This is a genomic window from Planococcus rifietoensis, from assembly GCF_001465795.2.
Lineage (GTDB): Bacteria > Bacillota > Bacilli > Bacillales_A > Planococcaceae > Planococcus > Planococcus rifietoensis.
Genome location: NZ_CP013659.2, coordinates 2,688,628 through 2,703,522 on the forward strand (window position 1 = coordinate 2,688,628; position 14,895 = coordinate 2,703,522).

Consider the following 14,895-nt stretch of genomic DNA (forward strand, 5'->3'; position numbering starts at 1 on the left):
CAAATTTTTTTCTTATAAGGGACATCTGGAGTATAATGGGACCAGACAGTGGAAATATACAAGCGAAAGGGTTTTTTTATGCGAATCAATAAATTTCTCAGTGAGACAGGCATCACCTCGCGTCGCGGGGCGGATAAATTCATCGAAGCGGGACGTGTCGAGATCAATGGCCAAAAAGCGGAGCTCGGTAGCAAAGTCGACCCGGAAGACGAAGTACGCGTCGATGGCAAACCGGTCCAGCAGCCAAAGCGTGCGTACGTTTACTTGGCGCTGAATAAACCAGTCGGCATCACCAGCACAACCGAACGCCACATCGAAGGCAATATCGTCGACTTCATCAACCACCCGGAACGCATCTTCCATGTCGGGCGGCTCGATAAAGATTCGGAAGGGCTTATCCTTATGACAAATGACGGCGACATCGTCAATGAAATCCTGCGGGCCGAGCACGAACATGAAAAAGAATACATCGTGACGGTCGATAAACCGGTTACCGATGAATTTTTGGAGAAGATGGAAAGCGGCGTCGAGATTCTCGACACGGTGACGCTTCCCGCCAAAGCCGAACGGATCGCTAAGCACGTATTCAAACTGACCTTGCAGCAAGGGCTCAACCGGCAGATCCGCCGCATGTGTTCAGCGCTCGGCTACGATGTGAAACGCCTGCAGCGCATCCGCATCATGAACATCCGCCTCGGCAATTTGAAGGCCGGCGAATGGCGCGACCTGACAGAAGAAGAAAAACAGGAACTGTTCCGCCAGCTCGATTACCAACCGAAACGCTAAGGAGGCATTTTATGCTAAGCATGAAAACGACGCCGAACCATACCGGCGTCAAGATCAGCGGAGATTATTTCGATTTGGATGAACTGAACCAAGCCATCTACAAAGTCATCGGCAAAGAAGGCGAATACCACGGCTATGAAGGGTCGCGTTTGCGGATACTTGGCGTTTCCTACGAAATCCGCCACGCCGCACAAGGCGACCGCAATGTCGAGTTCGTCTTCAATGGCTTACATGAGAACACGAAAAAACAGCACGGCTTTATCGCCCCCGACAAGAACATTTATTTCTCGGCGGAGGTGCTATGGCCAGAGCTTTTGTATGCCGCTTATGCACTCCGTGATTTCGTCCGGCTATACGGCGACAAGCGCGGCGACTTGCTGGCTGACACCTACACCCCGGTGATTGCAAAATTCCAGGCGCTTGTCCTTGAGTGCCTGCAAGGCCATGTGCCGGGTGAAGAATATGCAGCGATCCTGGAAGCGTTCCGCAAATCGCCTTCGGTCAATGAGTATGCCGTGCAATACGTCGACCTGTTGAATTTGAAATACATTGGCATGAACAGGCAGCAGCGTGAAAAAAGCCTATCTGCCATCGCCATGAAACTCACACTCCAGGATTCTGAATACCAAGCATTTCGCAAACAAGTCATCGACGCGGCGGCTCCTGGAAAACAGCCGATCCACGAAATCGGTATCCAGGCAAAATACCCCGAGCAAGTAGAATGGTAAAAAACCTCTCGAGCCTAAACTCGAGAGGTTTTTTACGCCTTAATTTGAAAGACCAATAAGTCGCTGTCCTCCGCTGCCAACAGCTGGTGCTTTTCCATTGGGGCGAGATGCAGAACGTTTTCCGGCGTTGCTTCTAGCGTTTCGCCTTCCGACGTGAACTGCACACGCCCTTTCCGCACCACGATCACCACTTCTGCATCCGCATGATGTTCCGGGATGGATTCACCCTTGCGCAATTGAATGTTCATGACTTTGGCATTGGCCATCTGCAGCACAGCGGCACTATTCTTTACTTTCTCATCCAATACATTCGGGGTTTCTTTCGTTTCCATTTCAAGCCTCCTGTTTTGCTCAACGGCGCGGCTTGGCCGGTTCTGAAACTTTTTCGAGCGCGGCCTCCGCTTCACGCGGCGCTTTGCCTCTTACTGCGATATCGCCGAGCGAGACGATGCCGATGACTTGTTCTTGCCGCACGATCGGCAACCGGCGGATTTGGTGCCTCGCCATCAACGAAGCCGCCTCCTCAACCAGCATCTCTTCCGTTCCGGTGATCAAGGTTTCCGAGAAAATTTCTGAAATCAGCGCATCTGCCCCGAGCTCTTCGGCGATGCCTCTCAGGACAATGTCACGATCCGTGACGATGCCGACAATCCGTCCTTCTTCACAAATTGGAATCGACCCGACATTAATTTCACGCATCTTGGCGGCAATGTCTTGAATCGTTACAGTTGGCGGGCAAGTTTCTACATCAGTTGTCATTATTTCCGCTATTTTCATGCCGTCTCCTCCTCGAATTCTCTCTATTAATAGTCTTTATCCTCTTTTGAAGGCTGAAAACGTCATTAGTAAAAAGAATAGGTATTTCCGTCTTATTAATTTACACCGGCTCACGCTCTCAAGGGTTCTCGCTTCCCATCGAATTCCAGGCTATGTTACACTACCGGACATTATGCGTTGGAAGGAGAATGACAATGATTAAAAAATGGTTTTTAGGCCTATCCCTTGGTACATCGCTCATTGTATTGTCAGCATGCGGCGGTGCCGATGAATCCGCAGAAAACGAAAACGCGCAACCTGAAACTGAAGAACAAGCCCCTAGCGGCGAGGAAAGTGCCGGGCAACCGGAAATGCCAGAGCCTGATTTGGAAGGCGTCCCTGACGTCGTGGCAGAAGTGAACGGCGAAGAAGTCAGCAAAGAGGAATTTGAAACAGCCTATACCGGGCAATTCCAGCAAGCGGCCATGCAAGCACAAATGTCCGGCCAGGAAATCGACCAGAATCAATTGAAAAAACAATTAGCTGAAAGCATGGTCGGCCAGAAATTGCTCGTTCAGGAAGCTGAAAATCAAGAACTGACCGCGTCCGATGAAGAAGTGGACCAAACTTTGGAACAGTTGGCACAGCAAAATGGGCTCGAATCGAAAGATGAATTCCTATCAGCCTTAAACGAGCAAGGCATGGCGGAAGATGAAGTCATGTCCCAAATCGAAACTCAAGTGAAAGTGGACCAGCTGATCGCTGAATCCGCCGGAGATACCGACCCTAGCAACGAAGAATTGGAAGCAGCCTATGAGCAACTCAAAGCCCAGCAAGAACAAATGGGCAGCGAAGAAGAACTCCCTGCTTTTGATGAACTGAAACCAGACCTTGAAGAACAAGTCAAAATGCAAAAAGAAAACGAAGCTACCCAAACACTTGTAGCGGAGCTGCGTGAAAAAGCAGACGTCACGATTAATCTTTAATACAAAAAACCAGATCCGGATGAACCGGATCTGGTTTTTTTGATTAGCTGTAAATGATACTTGGTTTACTGGGCCGCGAAACGCTTATTCCACCAATTGGATGAATTGGCGCGTCCGTTCGTGCTGTGGGTTCCCAAAGAAATTCTCCGGGTCGGCGGATTCGATGATGGTCCCTTGATCGATCATGATGATGCGGTCTGCCACTTCCTTGGCGAATTTCATCTCATGTGTCACGACGACCATCGTCATGCCTTCTTCAGCGAGCTGCTTCATAACCTGCAGCACTTCCCCGACAAGTTCCGGGTCGAGCGCTGAAGTCGGCTCATCGAAGAGCATCACTTTCGGTTCCATCGCAAGCGATCGGGCAATCGCGACGCGCTGTTTTTGCCCGCCCGATAATTTACTCGGATAGACATCCGCCTTATCGCTCAAGCCGACTTTCTCCAATAGTTCACGGCCAAGCTTTTTCGCTTTTTCCTTGTTCATTTTCTTGACCGTAATGGGTGCTTCGATGACATTCTCAAGCACCGTCTTATGCGGAAAAAGATTGAAATGCTGGAAGACCATGCCGACTTCGGCGCGGATCTTCGTCAAATTGTCTTTTTTCGGATCGACTTTTTTTCCGTCGATCGTGATGGATCCTTCGTTGATCATCTCTAGGAAGTTAAAACATCTGAGCAGCGTACTTTTGCCGGATCCGCTGACCCCGACCAGAACAACCACCTCTTGGGGCTGGACGTGGAGATCCACGCCTTTCAACACCTCGAGATCACCAAAGGATTTGTGTATATTCTCTCCAATAATCATAATTGCGCCTCCTTAGGTTTTGTCCACATCAAGCCGGTTTTCATACAGGCGCAAGAGCAGCGTGAAAATCATGACGAGCACGAGGTAGTAAACCCCGACGACCAGAAATGATTCGAATGGCTGGTAGGACTGCGCAGCTTCCCGATTGCCGAGGGAAAAGATTTCCGCAACACCAATAATATAGACAAGCGACGAATCTTTCAGCGTGATGATGAACTGGTTGCCAAGCGGCGGGATGGATCGGCGCAGTGCCTGCGGGAATACAATCCGCTGCATCGTCTGCTTGCGGTTCATCCCAAGCGACATACTCGCTTCGCGCTGGCCTGGGTCCACTCCTTGGATCGCTCCGCGGAAAATCTCTGCGATGTAGGCGCCATTATGAACACCAAGCGCAATTGCCCCTGCCCAAAAGTTCGACATCGTGTAAAATTCAACAATTCCAAAATACAAAAACATAATTTGAACAATCAAAGGCGTACCGCGAATGATTGTAATGTAGATGTTGGCAATTGCTTGTAAAATTTTAGAACCCGAAATCTTCATCAGCGCAAACACTAAGCCGATTAGCGTTCCGAGAATGACACCAACAGCCGTCAATTGCAAGGTGACGAGTGTAGCTTCCAGGAAGCCTGGATACGTTCGAATAAAAACATCATAAACCGTGACAAGTAATTCCGGCATACACATCCCCCTCTTTACTTCAAGTCATTATTCAAGAACTTCTACGCCTTCAAGGTCAATATCGAGGAGATTGCGGCCGAACCATTTTTGTGAAATTTCTTCGTAGGTGCCGTTCTCAATGATTGTATCCAAGGCTTCATTAACTGCAGCAAGTAGTTCCTCATCATCTTTGCGAACAGCGATGGAAGGCTGCTCTACCCATAGCGGTTCTCCCACCATTTCAACAGCCAAGCCCTCATTCTGGGCTTCGAATCCGACTACGTCTGCTGTAATAACGGCATCAAGACGGCCTTCAATTTCTAAATCCTGTAAAGCTACTACATCACTGGAATAGTATTGGATATCATCGGTATGTTCTTGAGCCACCGTATCATATGTCGTCTGGCCGACTACCCCAATCTTCTTATCTGCCAGATCATCAACAGATTGGATATCGGTCGTTCCTTCACGTACAAAAATGGCGCCTCCTGAATAATAGTAGGGATCAGAGAAGCTGACTTGTTCGGCGCGCTCTGCCGTTTTAGACATTGAACCGATAATTGCATCAAAGCGGTTTGAGTTCAAACCTTGGATGATGGTTTCAAATGGTGTAGTCACCGGACTGGGTTCCAGTCCCATCTCTTCTGCAATTGCATTGCCGATATCAATGTCAAACCCTTTAAGTTCGCCTCCTTCTTCAAAACTGAACGGTTTGTATAGTCCACTAGAAGCAGTTGTAAATTGCCCTTCTTCAAGAAGGTTCAAATCACTTCCTGCCGCTCCTTCGCTTGATCCTTCCGAGCCGGTGGTTGAGTCATCCGATCCACAGGCTGCCAAAAGCATGCCTGCTGTTAAAATTACGCCTGCCGTTGTAAATTTTTTATTCATCTTGCTCTCCCCTTTTCGTATATGTTTGACCAAAACGCCGAAGCGATTCGGGACGTGCCTGCAATGGGTTGTGTTATATGAAGATGTCCTGATCAGTGTAAGCCGTTTCTAGCCGTGCCAGTTTTTCTTTCACTTTCGCATGCTCTTTGACATAGACAAAGCGCATGACCGATGTCAATAACGCATGGACCGCCGTATAAGAATCAATATTCAAGTTCGCATTGACGGAAACGGTGAGTACGATGTCGGCGCTTTTCGCAGCTGGCGATTCTTCCTTGTCGGTCAAGACGATCACTTTCGCCCCTTTACGCTTTGCTTGCTCCAAAGTATCCATCAAGGTGCGCGTATAGCGCGGGAATGCGAACGCAATGATTGTATCGTGCGGTCCAAGTTCGGCCATCTGCCCATAATAGGCGGCAGTGCCCGGCTGCATCATCGCTGTATTTCCGAGTGCACTGCCAAGCCAGCCACCGAACCATTCAGCCAAGCCGAAATCGAAGAAATTGCCTGTGACGTAGCGCTGATCAGACTGGCTGATGCGGTCGACCACTTGCAATAAACTTTCTTCATTAATCGTTTGCTTGAGCTTGAGGATGCTGGTGATGTCTGCATCGAGCAAGTTTTCAAGAAACGACTGGTCCGCAGCAGCAGGCTGTTCCTGCTGCGCATTGTCCAGCCGCTCTTCCGCCAGCTTGCGCTGGAGCGTATGCTGAAACTCTGTATAACCCTTATAGCCGAGCTTCTGTGTCCACCTGATGACGGTCGATTCGCTGACCTGTACGCGCCTTCCGACTTCCAAGGCGGATGAAAAAGCAATGAAAATCGGTTCGTGGAAAAAGAGGTCTGCTATCTTTTTTTGCCCAGAACTGAAATCATTATAAGAAGCTGACACATTTCGCAGTAAATCCTGCATATTCATTCCCCCATCGCAAGAACACGCGTAGTTGCTTGTAATATAGTATATACTTTTGCAGGATTCCCTTCAATATTTTACTGAAAATTCTGCTAGCGTTTATGACATTTTTCTCATAAATATACCGTTATACCAGCCTTCACGGTAAAAACACACAAGGCAAAAAAAATTTCATTATCCCGTATATTAAGTGCTCTGCCCTTTTCTTTCGCCTTTTCCGGCTATTGTTGTACACTATTTGTATAACTAATTTGGATGAGGTGCTGCTCGTGAAATGGGAAGATCGGATTTTTAAGTTATTCATTTTTTGGTATATCTGCGGTGTTATCTTGCTGGGTTTTGATTTATTGCCATCTTGGCTGGAATGGGCAAACGCCTTCTTCCTCATCCTGGCGGGAACACTCGGCTTCCTTTATTTATGGCGGCGCTTTGGCCCTGCAATCGGCGGGTCGATCGGCGTACTCATTTTCTTCTCGACCTTCATCGTCGAATGGGCTGGCGCAGACAGCGGTTTCTTGTTCGGTTCTTACGATTATACCGACCGCTTCGCCCCGAATGTCTTCGGCGTGCCGATCGCAATCGGGTTCGCTTGGCTCATGGTCATGGCGACAAGCCATGTCATCGCGCGCTGGATTGTGCCAGGCGGCGGCTTTCTTTATGCAGTCACTGGAGGCATTGCAGCGGTCATCATTGACTTGATCATCGACCCTGTCGCCTATAAAGTGAAAGGCTATTGGTTATGGGAAGATACAGGTTTCTACTATGATATTCCGTGGACCAATTTCACCGGCTGGTTCATCGTAGCGTTCATCCTTCACCTTATACTCGATGCCGCCTTCAAAAAGCAAAGGCTTGAAGTATCAGCTGGCCAGGCCGAAAAGCGCATGGCTCTGTTGTATGTACTGATGATCGCCTTGTTCGTGCTGCTCGGGTTGATCAACGGATTATGGCTCGCCGCCTTCCTGACCTCTATCTTGACGGCCGCAATTGTTGTCTTGGCATGGAAGAGGCGGCCGCAATGATCCAGGCGAAAAAATCGGCGCTCTTTGAACGCGCATTCGCCCTGTATTTAATGCCGTCGATCCATCGTTCTTTTTCTCATTTGTACGGCCGGAACATCCGCCCGCCTAAAGGGCCGGCGCTGATTATTTCAAACCACAGCTCCTGGTGGGATGGGCTATTGTTCTTCTTTTTAAATCGGCGCGTCTGGAACTTGGACGTCCATATCATGATGCACGAACACGGACTAAAAGAATTTCCTTTTTTCCGCCGGCTCGGCGCCTTTTCAATCGACCGCAGCAATCCGAAAGATATTTTGGCTTCGCTGCGTTATGCTGAGAATTTATTGAAACAAGGCAAAACGGTCATCCTGTTTCCGCAAGGCGATGAATATCATTTGGAAACGCGCCCGCTGGAATTTCATACAGGCGTCCTGTATTTGATGGAGAAATGTCCGGAGATTCCGCTCGTCCCGGCACGCTTTTATTATTCAATGCGCCGTGAAAAACAGCCCGAAGTGTGGATCGACCAAGGTGACAGCCTGACACTTGGTGACATCCCTGCCGGTACAAGACACGAACGGACCTTATGGCTGCAGGAGCGGGAAACCGCCGCGCTCGATCAATTAAAACAGGAAGTGCTCAAAGAAAACTACGAAGAATTCCAGGAAATGCTGAAAAGGAGGCGCACCTCATGATCACGGCTTTGATCGTCATCCATATCGCCTTTTTCTTGTGGATTGTCTTCAACCGCCTATTCTTGCCGGCGCTTCCTAAACAACCCCTAGTGAAAGCAGATCCGCTCGTGTCCATTCTCGTGCCGATGCGCAACGAAGAACGCAACGTGCCGACGATTGTGCGTTCATTAAAAGAAACCGACTGGGAAAAAGCCGAATTCATCCTTTTGAATGACCAATCGACTGATGGTACCCAAGCGGCACTTGACCGGGAAATTGCGGGCGATAAGCGCTTCACGGTCCTGCAAGGCGTCGAACTGCCTGCCGGGTGGATCGGCAAAGTCCATGCCTGCCACCAATTGCAAAAACACGCTTCCGGCGATTACTTATTCTTTGTCGATGCAGATGTCCGTTTCCGCAAGCAAGCGGTGCGGCAGACACTCGGCTTGATGGAAAAACGGCACGCTGCCCTATTGTCTGGATTCCCTGCTTTTGAAGTGCCGGTGTTCTTGAGTAAATTGCTTGTGCCGATGCTTCATTTCGTCATTTTATTCCACTTGCCACTGGCGCTGGCGAATTACGCAAAATTCCCTGCAGCTACCGCGGCAAATGGCATGTGGATGGCATTTGAACGAAAAGCTTACGAGTCGATCGGCGGGCATGAAGCCGTGCGAACGTCGCTCGTCGAGGATGTACATATTGCACGCACCTTGAAACAAGCTGGCCATAAAGTGCTGCTCGCCAATATTACCGCTTCGGTCAAATGCCGGATGTATGAAACGCCAGCGGAAGTATGGGAAGGCTTCCTAAAGAACAGCTACACCGGCATCGGGCGTTCGCCATTGATCGCCATCGTGCTCACCTTGTTCTACAGCGCCTTTTACATCTTCCCCTTGTTTCTCGCAGCAGCCGGCCTTATAACGGCCAACTGGATCTGGCTCGTGCCATACGCGCTGACCGTTTTGCAGCGCTGGTATGTTGACATGGTGACCAATCAGCGCTGGTATTTGGCGTTTCTCATCCCGCTTCAAGCGGCCGCCATGCTCGCAGTCCTGCTCACGGCCATGAAAAAATCCTTAAAAAATGAGTCTTATACATGGAAAGGCAGGCATTATTCATGAACCGACCACATATCGCCATCGTCGGCGGCGGGCTTGGCGGCTTGTCTGCTGCAATTACGCTCGCGAACGCCGGCTTGCGCGTCAGCCTATTCGAGAAAAATAGCCATTTCGGCGGCAAGCTGATGCCTGTTGCACTTGGCAGCTATCATTTCGATTTCGGCCCGAACACGATCACCATGCCGCATATTTTTCGCAAGGTCGTCCAACAGACCGGTCGCGACCCTGATGAGTATTTCCAACTTGAAAAACTCGCTGTCCATACGCGCAACCATTTCTCAGACGGCAGCCACATCGACTTTACGGCAGACCGCGCGCAGATGATCCGACAGCTTGAAACGCTGGACCCTTTTGCCGCCGGTAAATACGAAGCGTTTTTGGCTGAAGTCGCACGCCTGTATCGTTCATCCGAACAGTATTTCTTTCCGCTGAGCTTCCAGTCGATTCGGGATTATTTGTCCCCATCACTCGGGGTGGCCATGCTGAAGGTGCGCCCGCTTGAATCGATGGACCATTTTTTCAGCCGCTATTTCAAGCACGAAGGCTTGCGCCAGGCAGTCGGGCGCTACGCTACTTATATCGGGTCATCGCCTTATAAAGCCCCTGCCACGTTTGCGATGATCGCCCACCTTGAACTTGCGCAAGGCGTCTTTTACGCAAAAGGCGGAAACGTGTCGATTGCACAGGGCTTTGCAGCGGTCGCAGCGGAATGCGGCGTGGAAATGCATTCCGAAACAGCAGTCGTCCGAATTTTGACTGAACAAGGCGAAGCATGCGGCGTGGAACTCGCTGATGGAGAACGGATTGCCGCCGATGCTGTCATCTTAAACGGAGATTTATTGTCGGCATTTCCTGAGTTGGTGGATGAAGCAGAGCGCCCGTCTTTCCGGGATGCAAAGCGCGACCGGTTCGAGCCATCGATTTCTGCTTTTGTCATCACTGCCGGACTGGACGTACGCCTGCCCGAACTGAAGCATCATAATGTCTTCTTTTCGGCTGATTACCCGCGCGAGTTTCAGGAATTGTTTGCCGAAAAACAATACAGCGACGAGCCGACCATCTACATCAGCAACTCATCCCATTCGGACCCATCCGTTTCGCCGCACGGGGACAATTTGTTCATTCTCATCAATGCACCCGCCCTTACAGCGCAAGGTGATTTGCAGATTGACCCGCAGCAATACAAAGAACGAATTTACGATTTATTGGAACATTATGGAATAAAAATACGCAACCACCTGCAGGAAGAACGGATCTTCACTCCTGAATTCATCCGCGATACGTTCGGTTCTCACCGCGGGGCTTTGTACGGGCCGTCATCCAATCACCCTAAAGACGCCTTTTTGCGCCCATCGAATGCAAGCCGCGACATCAAAGGGCTGTTCTTTGTCGGCGGAAGTGTTCACCCTGGCGGCGGCTCCCCAATGGTTACATTGAGCGGCTTGAATGTGGCGCGGCGCTTGATCAAAAGTTATTCATCTTAAAATAACCAAAAAAAAAGCTGTTTCCATCCGCCACAACTGGCGGATGGAAACAGCTTTTTTCTATTTTATAAGCATTGCAAAATGGACTGCTTGGAATCGTCCGTGACGTAATGCTTTTCATGAAATACCGTATATTCTTTCGAGCGGATCGTCGACAGGATTTCCCGGTAGACAAGCGCGGCGCCTTTGACCGGCACGCGGGAGGACAACGGATAATCATTGATCGTTTCAAATGCGCGGTCATAATGGAACTCCGCTATACTGGCGAGTTCTTCCCACACTTGGATGAACGATTCCGACACCGTGCCGCTTCCTAGCGCTTCCTCGGCAAGGCCGTATTTGCGCATGATGTCCTGCGGCAAATAGATGCGGTCCATCGACAAGTCTTCTCCGATATCACGAAGAATATTGGTGATTTGCATGGCGTAGCCGAGCGAAATCGCGCCGTCTTTCAACAAAGCTGTGCGCCCAGGCGCGAGTATCGGCAACAGCATCAGGCCGACCGTACTCGCGACATGGTAGCTATAATCCAAGAGTTCATCGAGCGTACGGTAGCGGTTGATCGTCAAATCCATTTCCTGGCCTTTAATCAATCCGTAAAACGCGCTGGCATCCATATCGTAGCTTTCAAAAACGTCTTCAAGCGCCAGCCACATCGGATCGTCCCACTGAATTGAACCTGCTAGAAATTCGTCAAAGTCCTTTCGGAACGCTTTCAGCTCAGGTTCAGGATGGCTGCCCTCATCGACGATATCGTCCACTTTCCGGCAGAAGGCGTACACCGCCCATACGGCTTTGCGTTTTTCTTTCGGCAAGAGGGAAAATGCTTTATAAAAGCTCTTTGAATTATCGGCAATAATGCGTTCGCAATAGCTATAGGCTTGCTTCAATTCCATCATGAACCGCCCCTTTCTTTCAAATCGCTGTGGATTCTGTCAGCCAGCAATTTCGCGCCTTGCATGACGATCGGGATGCCGCCACCCGGGTGGACAGAGGCCCCCACTGCATACAAATTCTCCGTGTTGTCGGGTTTGACCTGCGGTCGGAAAACTCCAGATTGCCGCAATGTCGGCCCGATTCCGAAGCTGCCTCCCTTGAACAAGCCAAACGCTTCTGCATCTTGCGGCGTGCGCACGTCCATCCATTCAATCGACTCCCGGATGCCTGGAAACGACAATGTCTCCATCCGGTCCAAAATACGCCCGATCCATTGTTCGTCATTTTTCCAGTCGATTTCTGTGCCTGAAGGAACCGGCACGAGTACATAAAGCACCGATTTGCCTTCAGGAGCCAAGGAATCGTCAATAACAGAAGGATGGAATGTGTAGAATGCCGGGTTTTCCGTTTTCTGCCCTCTGACAAACACATCTTCCATATGCTCTTTATAATCATCACCGATGAAGAATTGATGGACATTTACGTCTTCATAGACTTTGTCCAACCCAAAGTACAGCAGCACGCAGGCGGAAGAAGGCGTGTATTCTTTCTGTTTCTTCATCGGCGCTAATTGGTTGATTCCGGGGAAATCCCCATTATAGACGATTGCGTCATATTGCTCTATGCCGGCTGCTGTTTCGATTGCTGTCGCACGGCCGTCTTTTTTCAAGACGCGTTTGACAGCGGTGTCCAGCCGGATCTCAGTGCCGCGGCTGCGCAATTCCTGTTCCATGACAGGGATAATGCTCGCATAGCCGCCTTTCACATAGTAAACCCCGTGCTCATGCTCACTGAACGGTACAAGTGAATACATGGCCGGCGCACGGTAAGGATCCCCACCGATATACAGCGCCTGAAGGGAATACGCCAGTTGCAATCGTTCATCCTTGAAATAGTTTTCCATTAACTGATGGACAGATTGCTGTGGTTTCAATTTCATCAAGTTGCGGATATTGCGGAAAGTCCAAAAATCCGCTTTGCGGACAAAATCATGTTCGAGAAAAGCAGGCTTGCCGATATCAAAGCGCTTCTGCCCTTCATCCATAAAGCGGATAAACCCACCTTTATCTTCCGGAAATTGCTCTTCGACTTCCTGCAATTGCCGCTCGCGCCCAGGGTATTTCGTATACACTTTGCCGTCTGTGAAACGGATTGTGTAAAGCGGGTCGCATAGTAATAATTCGATGCTTTCAGGATCAATTCCTGCCTGGGCGAACAAATCGCGGAACATTTCCGGCAGCAAGACGATGGTCGGGCCTTCATCAATTCGGAAGCCTTCCCGTTCCACAAACGCCATCCTGCCGCCGAGCTTGTGTTCTTTTTCGTAAATGGTGACATCATAGCCGAGCTTTGTTAAATACAGCGCGCCCATCAAGCCACCGACACCGCCTCCGATCATGGCTATTTTCATACATATCCCTCCACTTTCGGAAGCGGGCCAATCGGAATTCCGGATTTGCCGTCTTCTTTCAAGATGCCGTTCGTGGTGATGCGGGCAGATTCCAAAATTGTCGGCAAGCCACTGCCGGGATGCGTTCCGCCCCCGACCAGCCAGCAATTGTCGAGCTCTTCAAACTTATTATGCGGTCGGAACACCATCATTTGCGATAATTGATGCCCTAAGTTGAATGTGGCGCCGCGGTATACGGAGTAATCCGATTCCCAGCCGAATGGCGTCAGCATCTTCTCGACTTCGATATGGTCGCGCAGGTTCTTGAAGTCGGTTTTTTCTTCAATAATATCCAGCACCAGCTCGCGGAAAGCTTCCTGTTCGTGCTCCCAGCCGATATCGCTGAAATTATTCGGCACCGGCGCCAAGATATACAGCGCCGACTTGCCTTCCGGAGCCAAAGTTGGATCCGTGACGCTGGCATTTTGGATGTAGATCGATGGATCCGCTGACAAGATGCGGGATTTCGTCATTTCCTCGACATTCTTCTGATAGTCTTTCGAAAAAACGATGGTGTGATGCGACAAGTCGTATTTCTTATCGAGCCCTAAGTACAGCATGAATGTGGAACACGAATATTTTTTCTTGTCTAGCTTTTTAGGGGTATATTTTTTCAAGATGCCTGGCTCTACCAAATGGGTCATTACGTGTGCAAAATCGCCATTGATGACCACTTCATCCGCTGCTTCGCGGCTGCCGTCATATAAGTCGACGCCTTTTACTTTACGGTCCTCGATCCATAATTTTTGGACGCCTTTATTGAGATGGATGCGGCCGCCCATTTCTTTGACCGCCTTCGCCATCGCCGCCGACAATTGGTTGACGCCGCCGATTGGATGATAGATGCCATACGCGTGCTCCATATAAGACAGGATCGTGAACGCGCCCGGACATTCCCAAGGCGACATGCCGAGATATTTTGACTGAAACGCGAATGCCATCTTCAGGCGCTCGTCTTTAAAATAACGGGACAAGACATCGTAAAGTGTCTTGCCTGCTTCAAGTTCAGGAATCGCTTTGATCACTTTCGGCTGCATAAGGTCCGTCATGCGGTCCATTTTCGTCTGCAACAGCGGAGACAGCGCTTCGAGTTTCTTGCCTGTGTCTTTCATGAAACGCGCGTAGCCTTCCCCATCGCCTTTGAAATTGTCATCGATTTGCTTGCGCATGGCTTCAGGGTCGCGCGTCATCACCAAATTCTGGTCTTCGAAGCGCAGTTCGTACATCGGGTCCAGTTCGATCGCTTCCATATAATCGTGGACATTGCGTCCAGTCGTTTCGAATAATTCCTCCACCAGATGAAGCATGCTCAAAAACGTCGGTCCTGTGTCGAATGTGAAATCACCTAATGTCAATGCAGCATTGCGCCCGCCGATGCGGTCATTTTTTTCGTAAATGTCGACTTGATACCCTTTGCTCGCTAACAGCATTCCTGCTGCCAAGCCTCCTGGCCCCGCTCCTATAATAATCATTCGTTTTGCCATTGCGTAAGCCCCCGTTTCGCCTCTTAAAAGTTATACAATATCTATACAAACAGTATATACATCTCTTCCCTAAAAGACTAATTATTTAACCTCTTTATGGTGCTTGTTTTTTTATTCAGCGTATACGGGGCATCAAATCCGTGCTTTCAGAAGAATCGCTTCCTGGGTCTGGCATTTGTGAAGATAGCAAGGGTTTGTTTGTGGAGTTATTTCGGTTTTTGGAA

At 49.7% G+C, this 14,895-nt stretch carries 16 protein-coding genes; 7 read left to right on the forward strand and 9 right to left on the reverse strand.

The features are described from left to right. The first annotated feature begins 78 nt into the window (after positions 1–78). Positions 79–786 carry a 23S rRNA pseudouridine(2604) synthase RluF gene (gene rluF / locus AUC31_RS13325; protein WP_058382720.1) on the forward strand — a complete coding sequence of 236 codons (708 nt, stop codon included), beginning with the start codon at positions 79–81 and terminating at the stop codon, positions 784–786. An 11-nt stretch (positions 787–797) separates the two neighbouring features. After that, positions 798–1,514 carry a DUF6904 family protein gene (locus tag AUC31_RS13330; protein ID WP_058382719.1) on the forward strand — a complete coding sequence of 239 codons (717 nt, stop codon included), beginning with the start codon at positions 798–800 and terminating at the stop codon, positions 1,512–1,514. Positions 1,515–1,546: 32 nt separating this feature from the next. Here AUC31_RS13330 and AUC31_RS13335 read toward each other — a convergent pair whose 3' ends face one another. Both AUC31_RS13335 and AUC31_RS13340 read right to left on the reverse strand, forming a co-directional pair. Then, positions 1,547–1,846, reverse strand: a complete 300-nt coding sequence (locus tag AUC31_RS13335; protein WP_058382718.1) for an AraC family ligand binding domain-containing protein — start codon at positions 1,844–1,846, stop codon at positions 1,547–1,549. A gap of 19 nt (positions 1,847–1,865) precedes the next feature. Further along, positions 1,866–2,291, reverse strand: a complete 426-nt coding sequence (locus tag AUC31_RS13340) for a CBS domain-containing protein (protein ID WP_058382717.1) — start codon at positions 2,289–2,291, stop codon at positions 1,866–1,868. Between the two features lie 194 nt (positions 2,292–2,485). On the opposite strand from AUC31_RS13340, the gene AUC31_RS13345 reads away from it, so the two are divergent. Further along, complete coding sequence (locus AUC31_RS13345) at positions 2,486–3,256, forward strand: SurA N-terminal domain-containing protein (protein WP_058382716.1); 771 nt, start codon at positions 2,486–2,488, stop codon at positions 3,254–3,256. A gap of 84 nt (positions 3,257–3,340) precedes the next feature. On the opposite strand, the gene AUC31_RS13350 is transcribed toward AUC31_RS13345, so the two are convergent. The 4 genes from AUC31_RS13350 to AUC31_RS13365 all read right to left on the reverse strand — a co-directional run bounded on the left by AUC31_RS13350 (position 3,341) and on the right by AUC31_RS13365 (position 6,524). Continuing rightward, on the reverse strand, positions 3,341–4,063 hold the full coding sequence (locus AUC31_RS13350; protein ID WP_058382715.1) for an amino acid ABC transporter ATP-binding protein: 723 nt from the start codon (positions 4,061–4,063) through the stop codon (positions 3,341–3,343). Between the two features lie 12 nt (positions 4,064–4,075). Then, on the reverse strand, positions 4,076–4,744 hold the full coding sequence (locus AUC31_RS13355) for an amino acid ABC transporter permease (protein WP_058382714.1): 669 nt from the start codon (positions 4,742–4,744) through the stop codon (positions 4,076–4,078). Between the two features lie 27 nt (positions 4,745–4,771). Then, complete coding sequence (locus AUC31_RS13360; RefSeq protein ID WP_058382713.1) at positions 4,772–5,611, reverse strand: transporter substrate-binding domain-containing protein; 840 nt, start codon at positions 5,609–5,611, stop codon at positions 4,772–4,774. A 73-nt stretch (positions 5,612–5,684) separates the two neighbouring features. Beyond that, complete coding sequence (locus tag AUC31_RS13365; protein ID WP_058382712.1) at positions 5,685–6,524, reverse strand: MurR/RpiR family transcriptional regulator; 840 nt, start codon at positions 6,522–6,524, stop codon at positions 5,685–5,687. 269 nt (positions 6,525–6,793) lie between these two features. On the opposite strand from AUC31_RS13365, the gene AUC31_RS13370 reads away from it, so the two are divergent. From AUC31_RS13370 to AUC31_RS13385, 4 genes are read left to right on the forward strand one after another with little or no spacing between them, the layout of a single operon-like run. Next, on the forward strand, positions 6,794–7,546 hold the full coding sequence (locus tag AUC31_RS13370) for a carotenoid biosynthesis protein (RefSeq protein WP_237150615.1): 753 nt from the start codon (positions 6,794–6,796) through the stop codon (positions 7,544–7,546). Next, positions 7,543–8,220, forward strand: coding sequence for a lysophospholipid acyltransferase family protein (locus AUC31_RS13375; RefSeq protein ID WP_058382711.1), 678 nt, complete (start codon positions 7,543–7,545; stop codon positions 8,218–8,220). The genes AUC31_RS13370 and AUC31_RS13375 overlap by 4 nt, the downstream gene beginning before the upstream one ends. Further along, a complete protein-coding gene (locus tag AUC31_RS13380) occupies positions 8,217–9,320 on the forward strand; it encodes a glycosyltransferase family 2 protein (RefSeq protein WP_058382710.1) in 1,104 nt (367 codons plus the stop codon). Before AUC31_RS13375 ends, AUC31_RS13380 begins: the two co-directional genes overlap by 4 nt. Beyond that, the gene (locus tag AUC31_RS13385; RefSeq protein WP_058383776.1) at positions 9,317–10,801 is read left to right on the forward strand and encodes a phytoene desaturase family protein; all 1,485 of its coding nucleotides are present in this window, start codon (positions 9,317–9,319) and stop codon (positions 10,799–10,801) included. Before AUC31_RS13380 ends, AUC31_RS13385 begins: the two co-directional genes overlap by 4 nt. A 65-nt stretch (positions 10,802–10,866) precedes the next feature. On the opposite strand, the gene AUC31_RS13390 is transcribed toward AUC31_RS13385, so the two are convergent. Genes AUC31_RS13390 through AUC31_RS13400 form a run of 3 tightly spaced genes read right to left on the reverse strand, consistent with a single transcriptional unit; the run spans position 10,867 to position 14,671 of the window. Then, a complete protein-coding gene (locus tag AUC31_RS13390; RefSeq protein ID WP_335339101.1) occupies positions 10,867–11,700 on the reverse strand; it encodes a phytoene/squalene synthase family protein in 834 nt (277 codons plus the stop codon). Further along, positions 11,697–13,148 (reverse strand): phytoene desaturase family protein, encoded by a 1,452-nt coding sequence (locus AUC31_RS13395; protein WP_058382709.1) that lies wholly within the window; start codon positions 13,146–13,148, stop codon positions 11,697–11,699. The genes AUC31_RS13390 and AUC31_RS13395 overlap by 4 nt, the downstream gene beginning before the upstream one ends. After that, on the reverse strand, positions 13,145–14,671 hold the full coding sequence (locus tag AUC31_RS13400) for a phytoene desaturase family protein (RefSeq protein WP_058382708.1): 1,527 nt from the start codon (positions 14,669–14,671) through the stop codon (positions 13,145–13,147). Before AUC31_RS13400 ends, AUC31_RS13395 begins: the two co-directional genes overlap by 4 nt. Positions 14,672–14,895 lie beyond the last annotated feature (224 nt).

Coding starts and splice junctions, on each gene's coding strand:
- rluF (WP_058382720.1), top strand. CDS start 79: ATGCGAATCAATAAATTTCTCAGTGAGACAGGCATCACCTCGCGTCGC.
- AUC31_RS13355 (WP_058382714.1), bottom strand. CDS start 4,744: ATGCCGGAATTACTTGTCACGGTTTATGATGTTTTTATTCGAACGTAT.
- AUC31_RS13375 (WP_058382711.1), top strand. CDS start 7,543: ATGATCCAGGCGAAAAAATCGGCGCTCTTTGAACGCGCATTCGCCCTG.
- AUC31_RS13400 (WP_058382708.1), bottom strand. CDS start 14,671: ATGGCAAAACGAATGATTATTATAGGAGCGGGGCCAGGAGGCTTGGCA.
- AUC31_RS13335 (WP_058382718.1), bottom strand. CDS start 1,846: ATGGAAACGAAAGAAACCCCGAATGTATTGGATGAGAAAGTAAAGAAT.
- AUC31_RS13330 (WP_058382719.1), top strand. CDS start 798: ATGCTAAGCATGAAAACGACGCCGAACCATACCGGCGTCAAGATCAGC.
- AUC31_RS13350 (WP_058382715.1), bottom strand. CDS start 4,063: ATGATTATTGGAGAGAATATACACAAATCCTTTGGTGATCTCGAGGTG.
- AUC31_RS13380 (WP_058382710.1), top strand. CDS start 8,217: ATGATCACGGCTTTGATCGTCATCCATATCGCCTTTTTCTTGTGGATT.
- AUC31_RS13360 (WP_058382713.1), bottom strand. CDS start 5,611: ATGAATAAAAAATTTACAACGGCAGGCGTAATTTTAACAGCAGGCATG.
- AUC31_RS13385 (WP_058383776.1), top strand. CDS start 9,317: ATGAACCGACCACATATCGCCATCGTCGGCGGCGGGCTTGGCGGCTTG.
- AUC31_RS13345 (WP_058382716.1), top strand. CDS start 2,486: ATGATTAAAAAATGGTTTTTAGGCCTATCCCTTGGTACATCGCTCATT.
- AUC31_RS13390 (WP_335339101.1), bottom strand. CDS start 11,700: ATGATGGAATTGAAGCAAGCCTATAGCTATTGCGAACGCATTATTGCC.
- AUC31_RS13365 (WP_058382712.1), bottom strand. CDS start 6,524: ATGCAGGATTTACTGCGAAATGTGTCAGCTTCTTATAATGATTTCAGT.
- AUC31_RS13395 (WP_058382709.1), bottom strand. CDS start 13,148: ATGAAAATAGCCATGATCGGAGGCGGTGTCGGTGGCTTGATGGGCGCG.
- AUC31_RS13340 (WP_058382717.1), bottom strand. CDS start 2,291: ATGAAAATAGCGGAAATAATGACAACTGATGTAGAAACTTGCCCGCCA.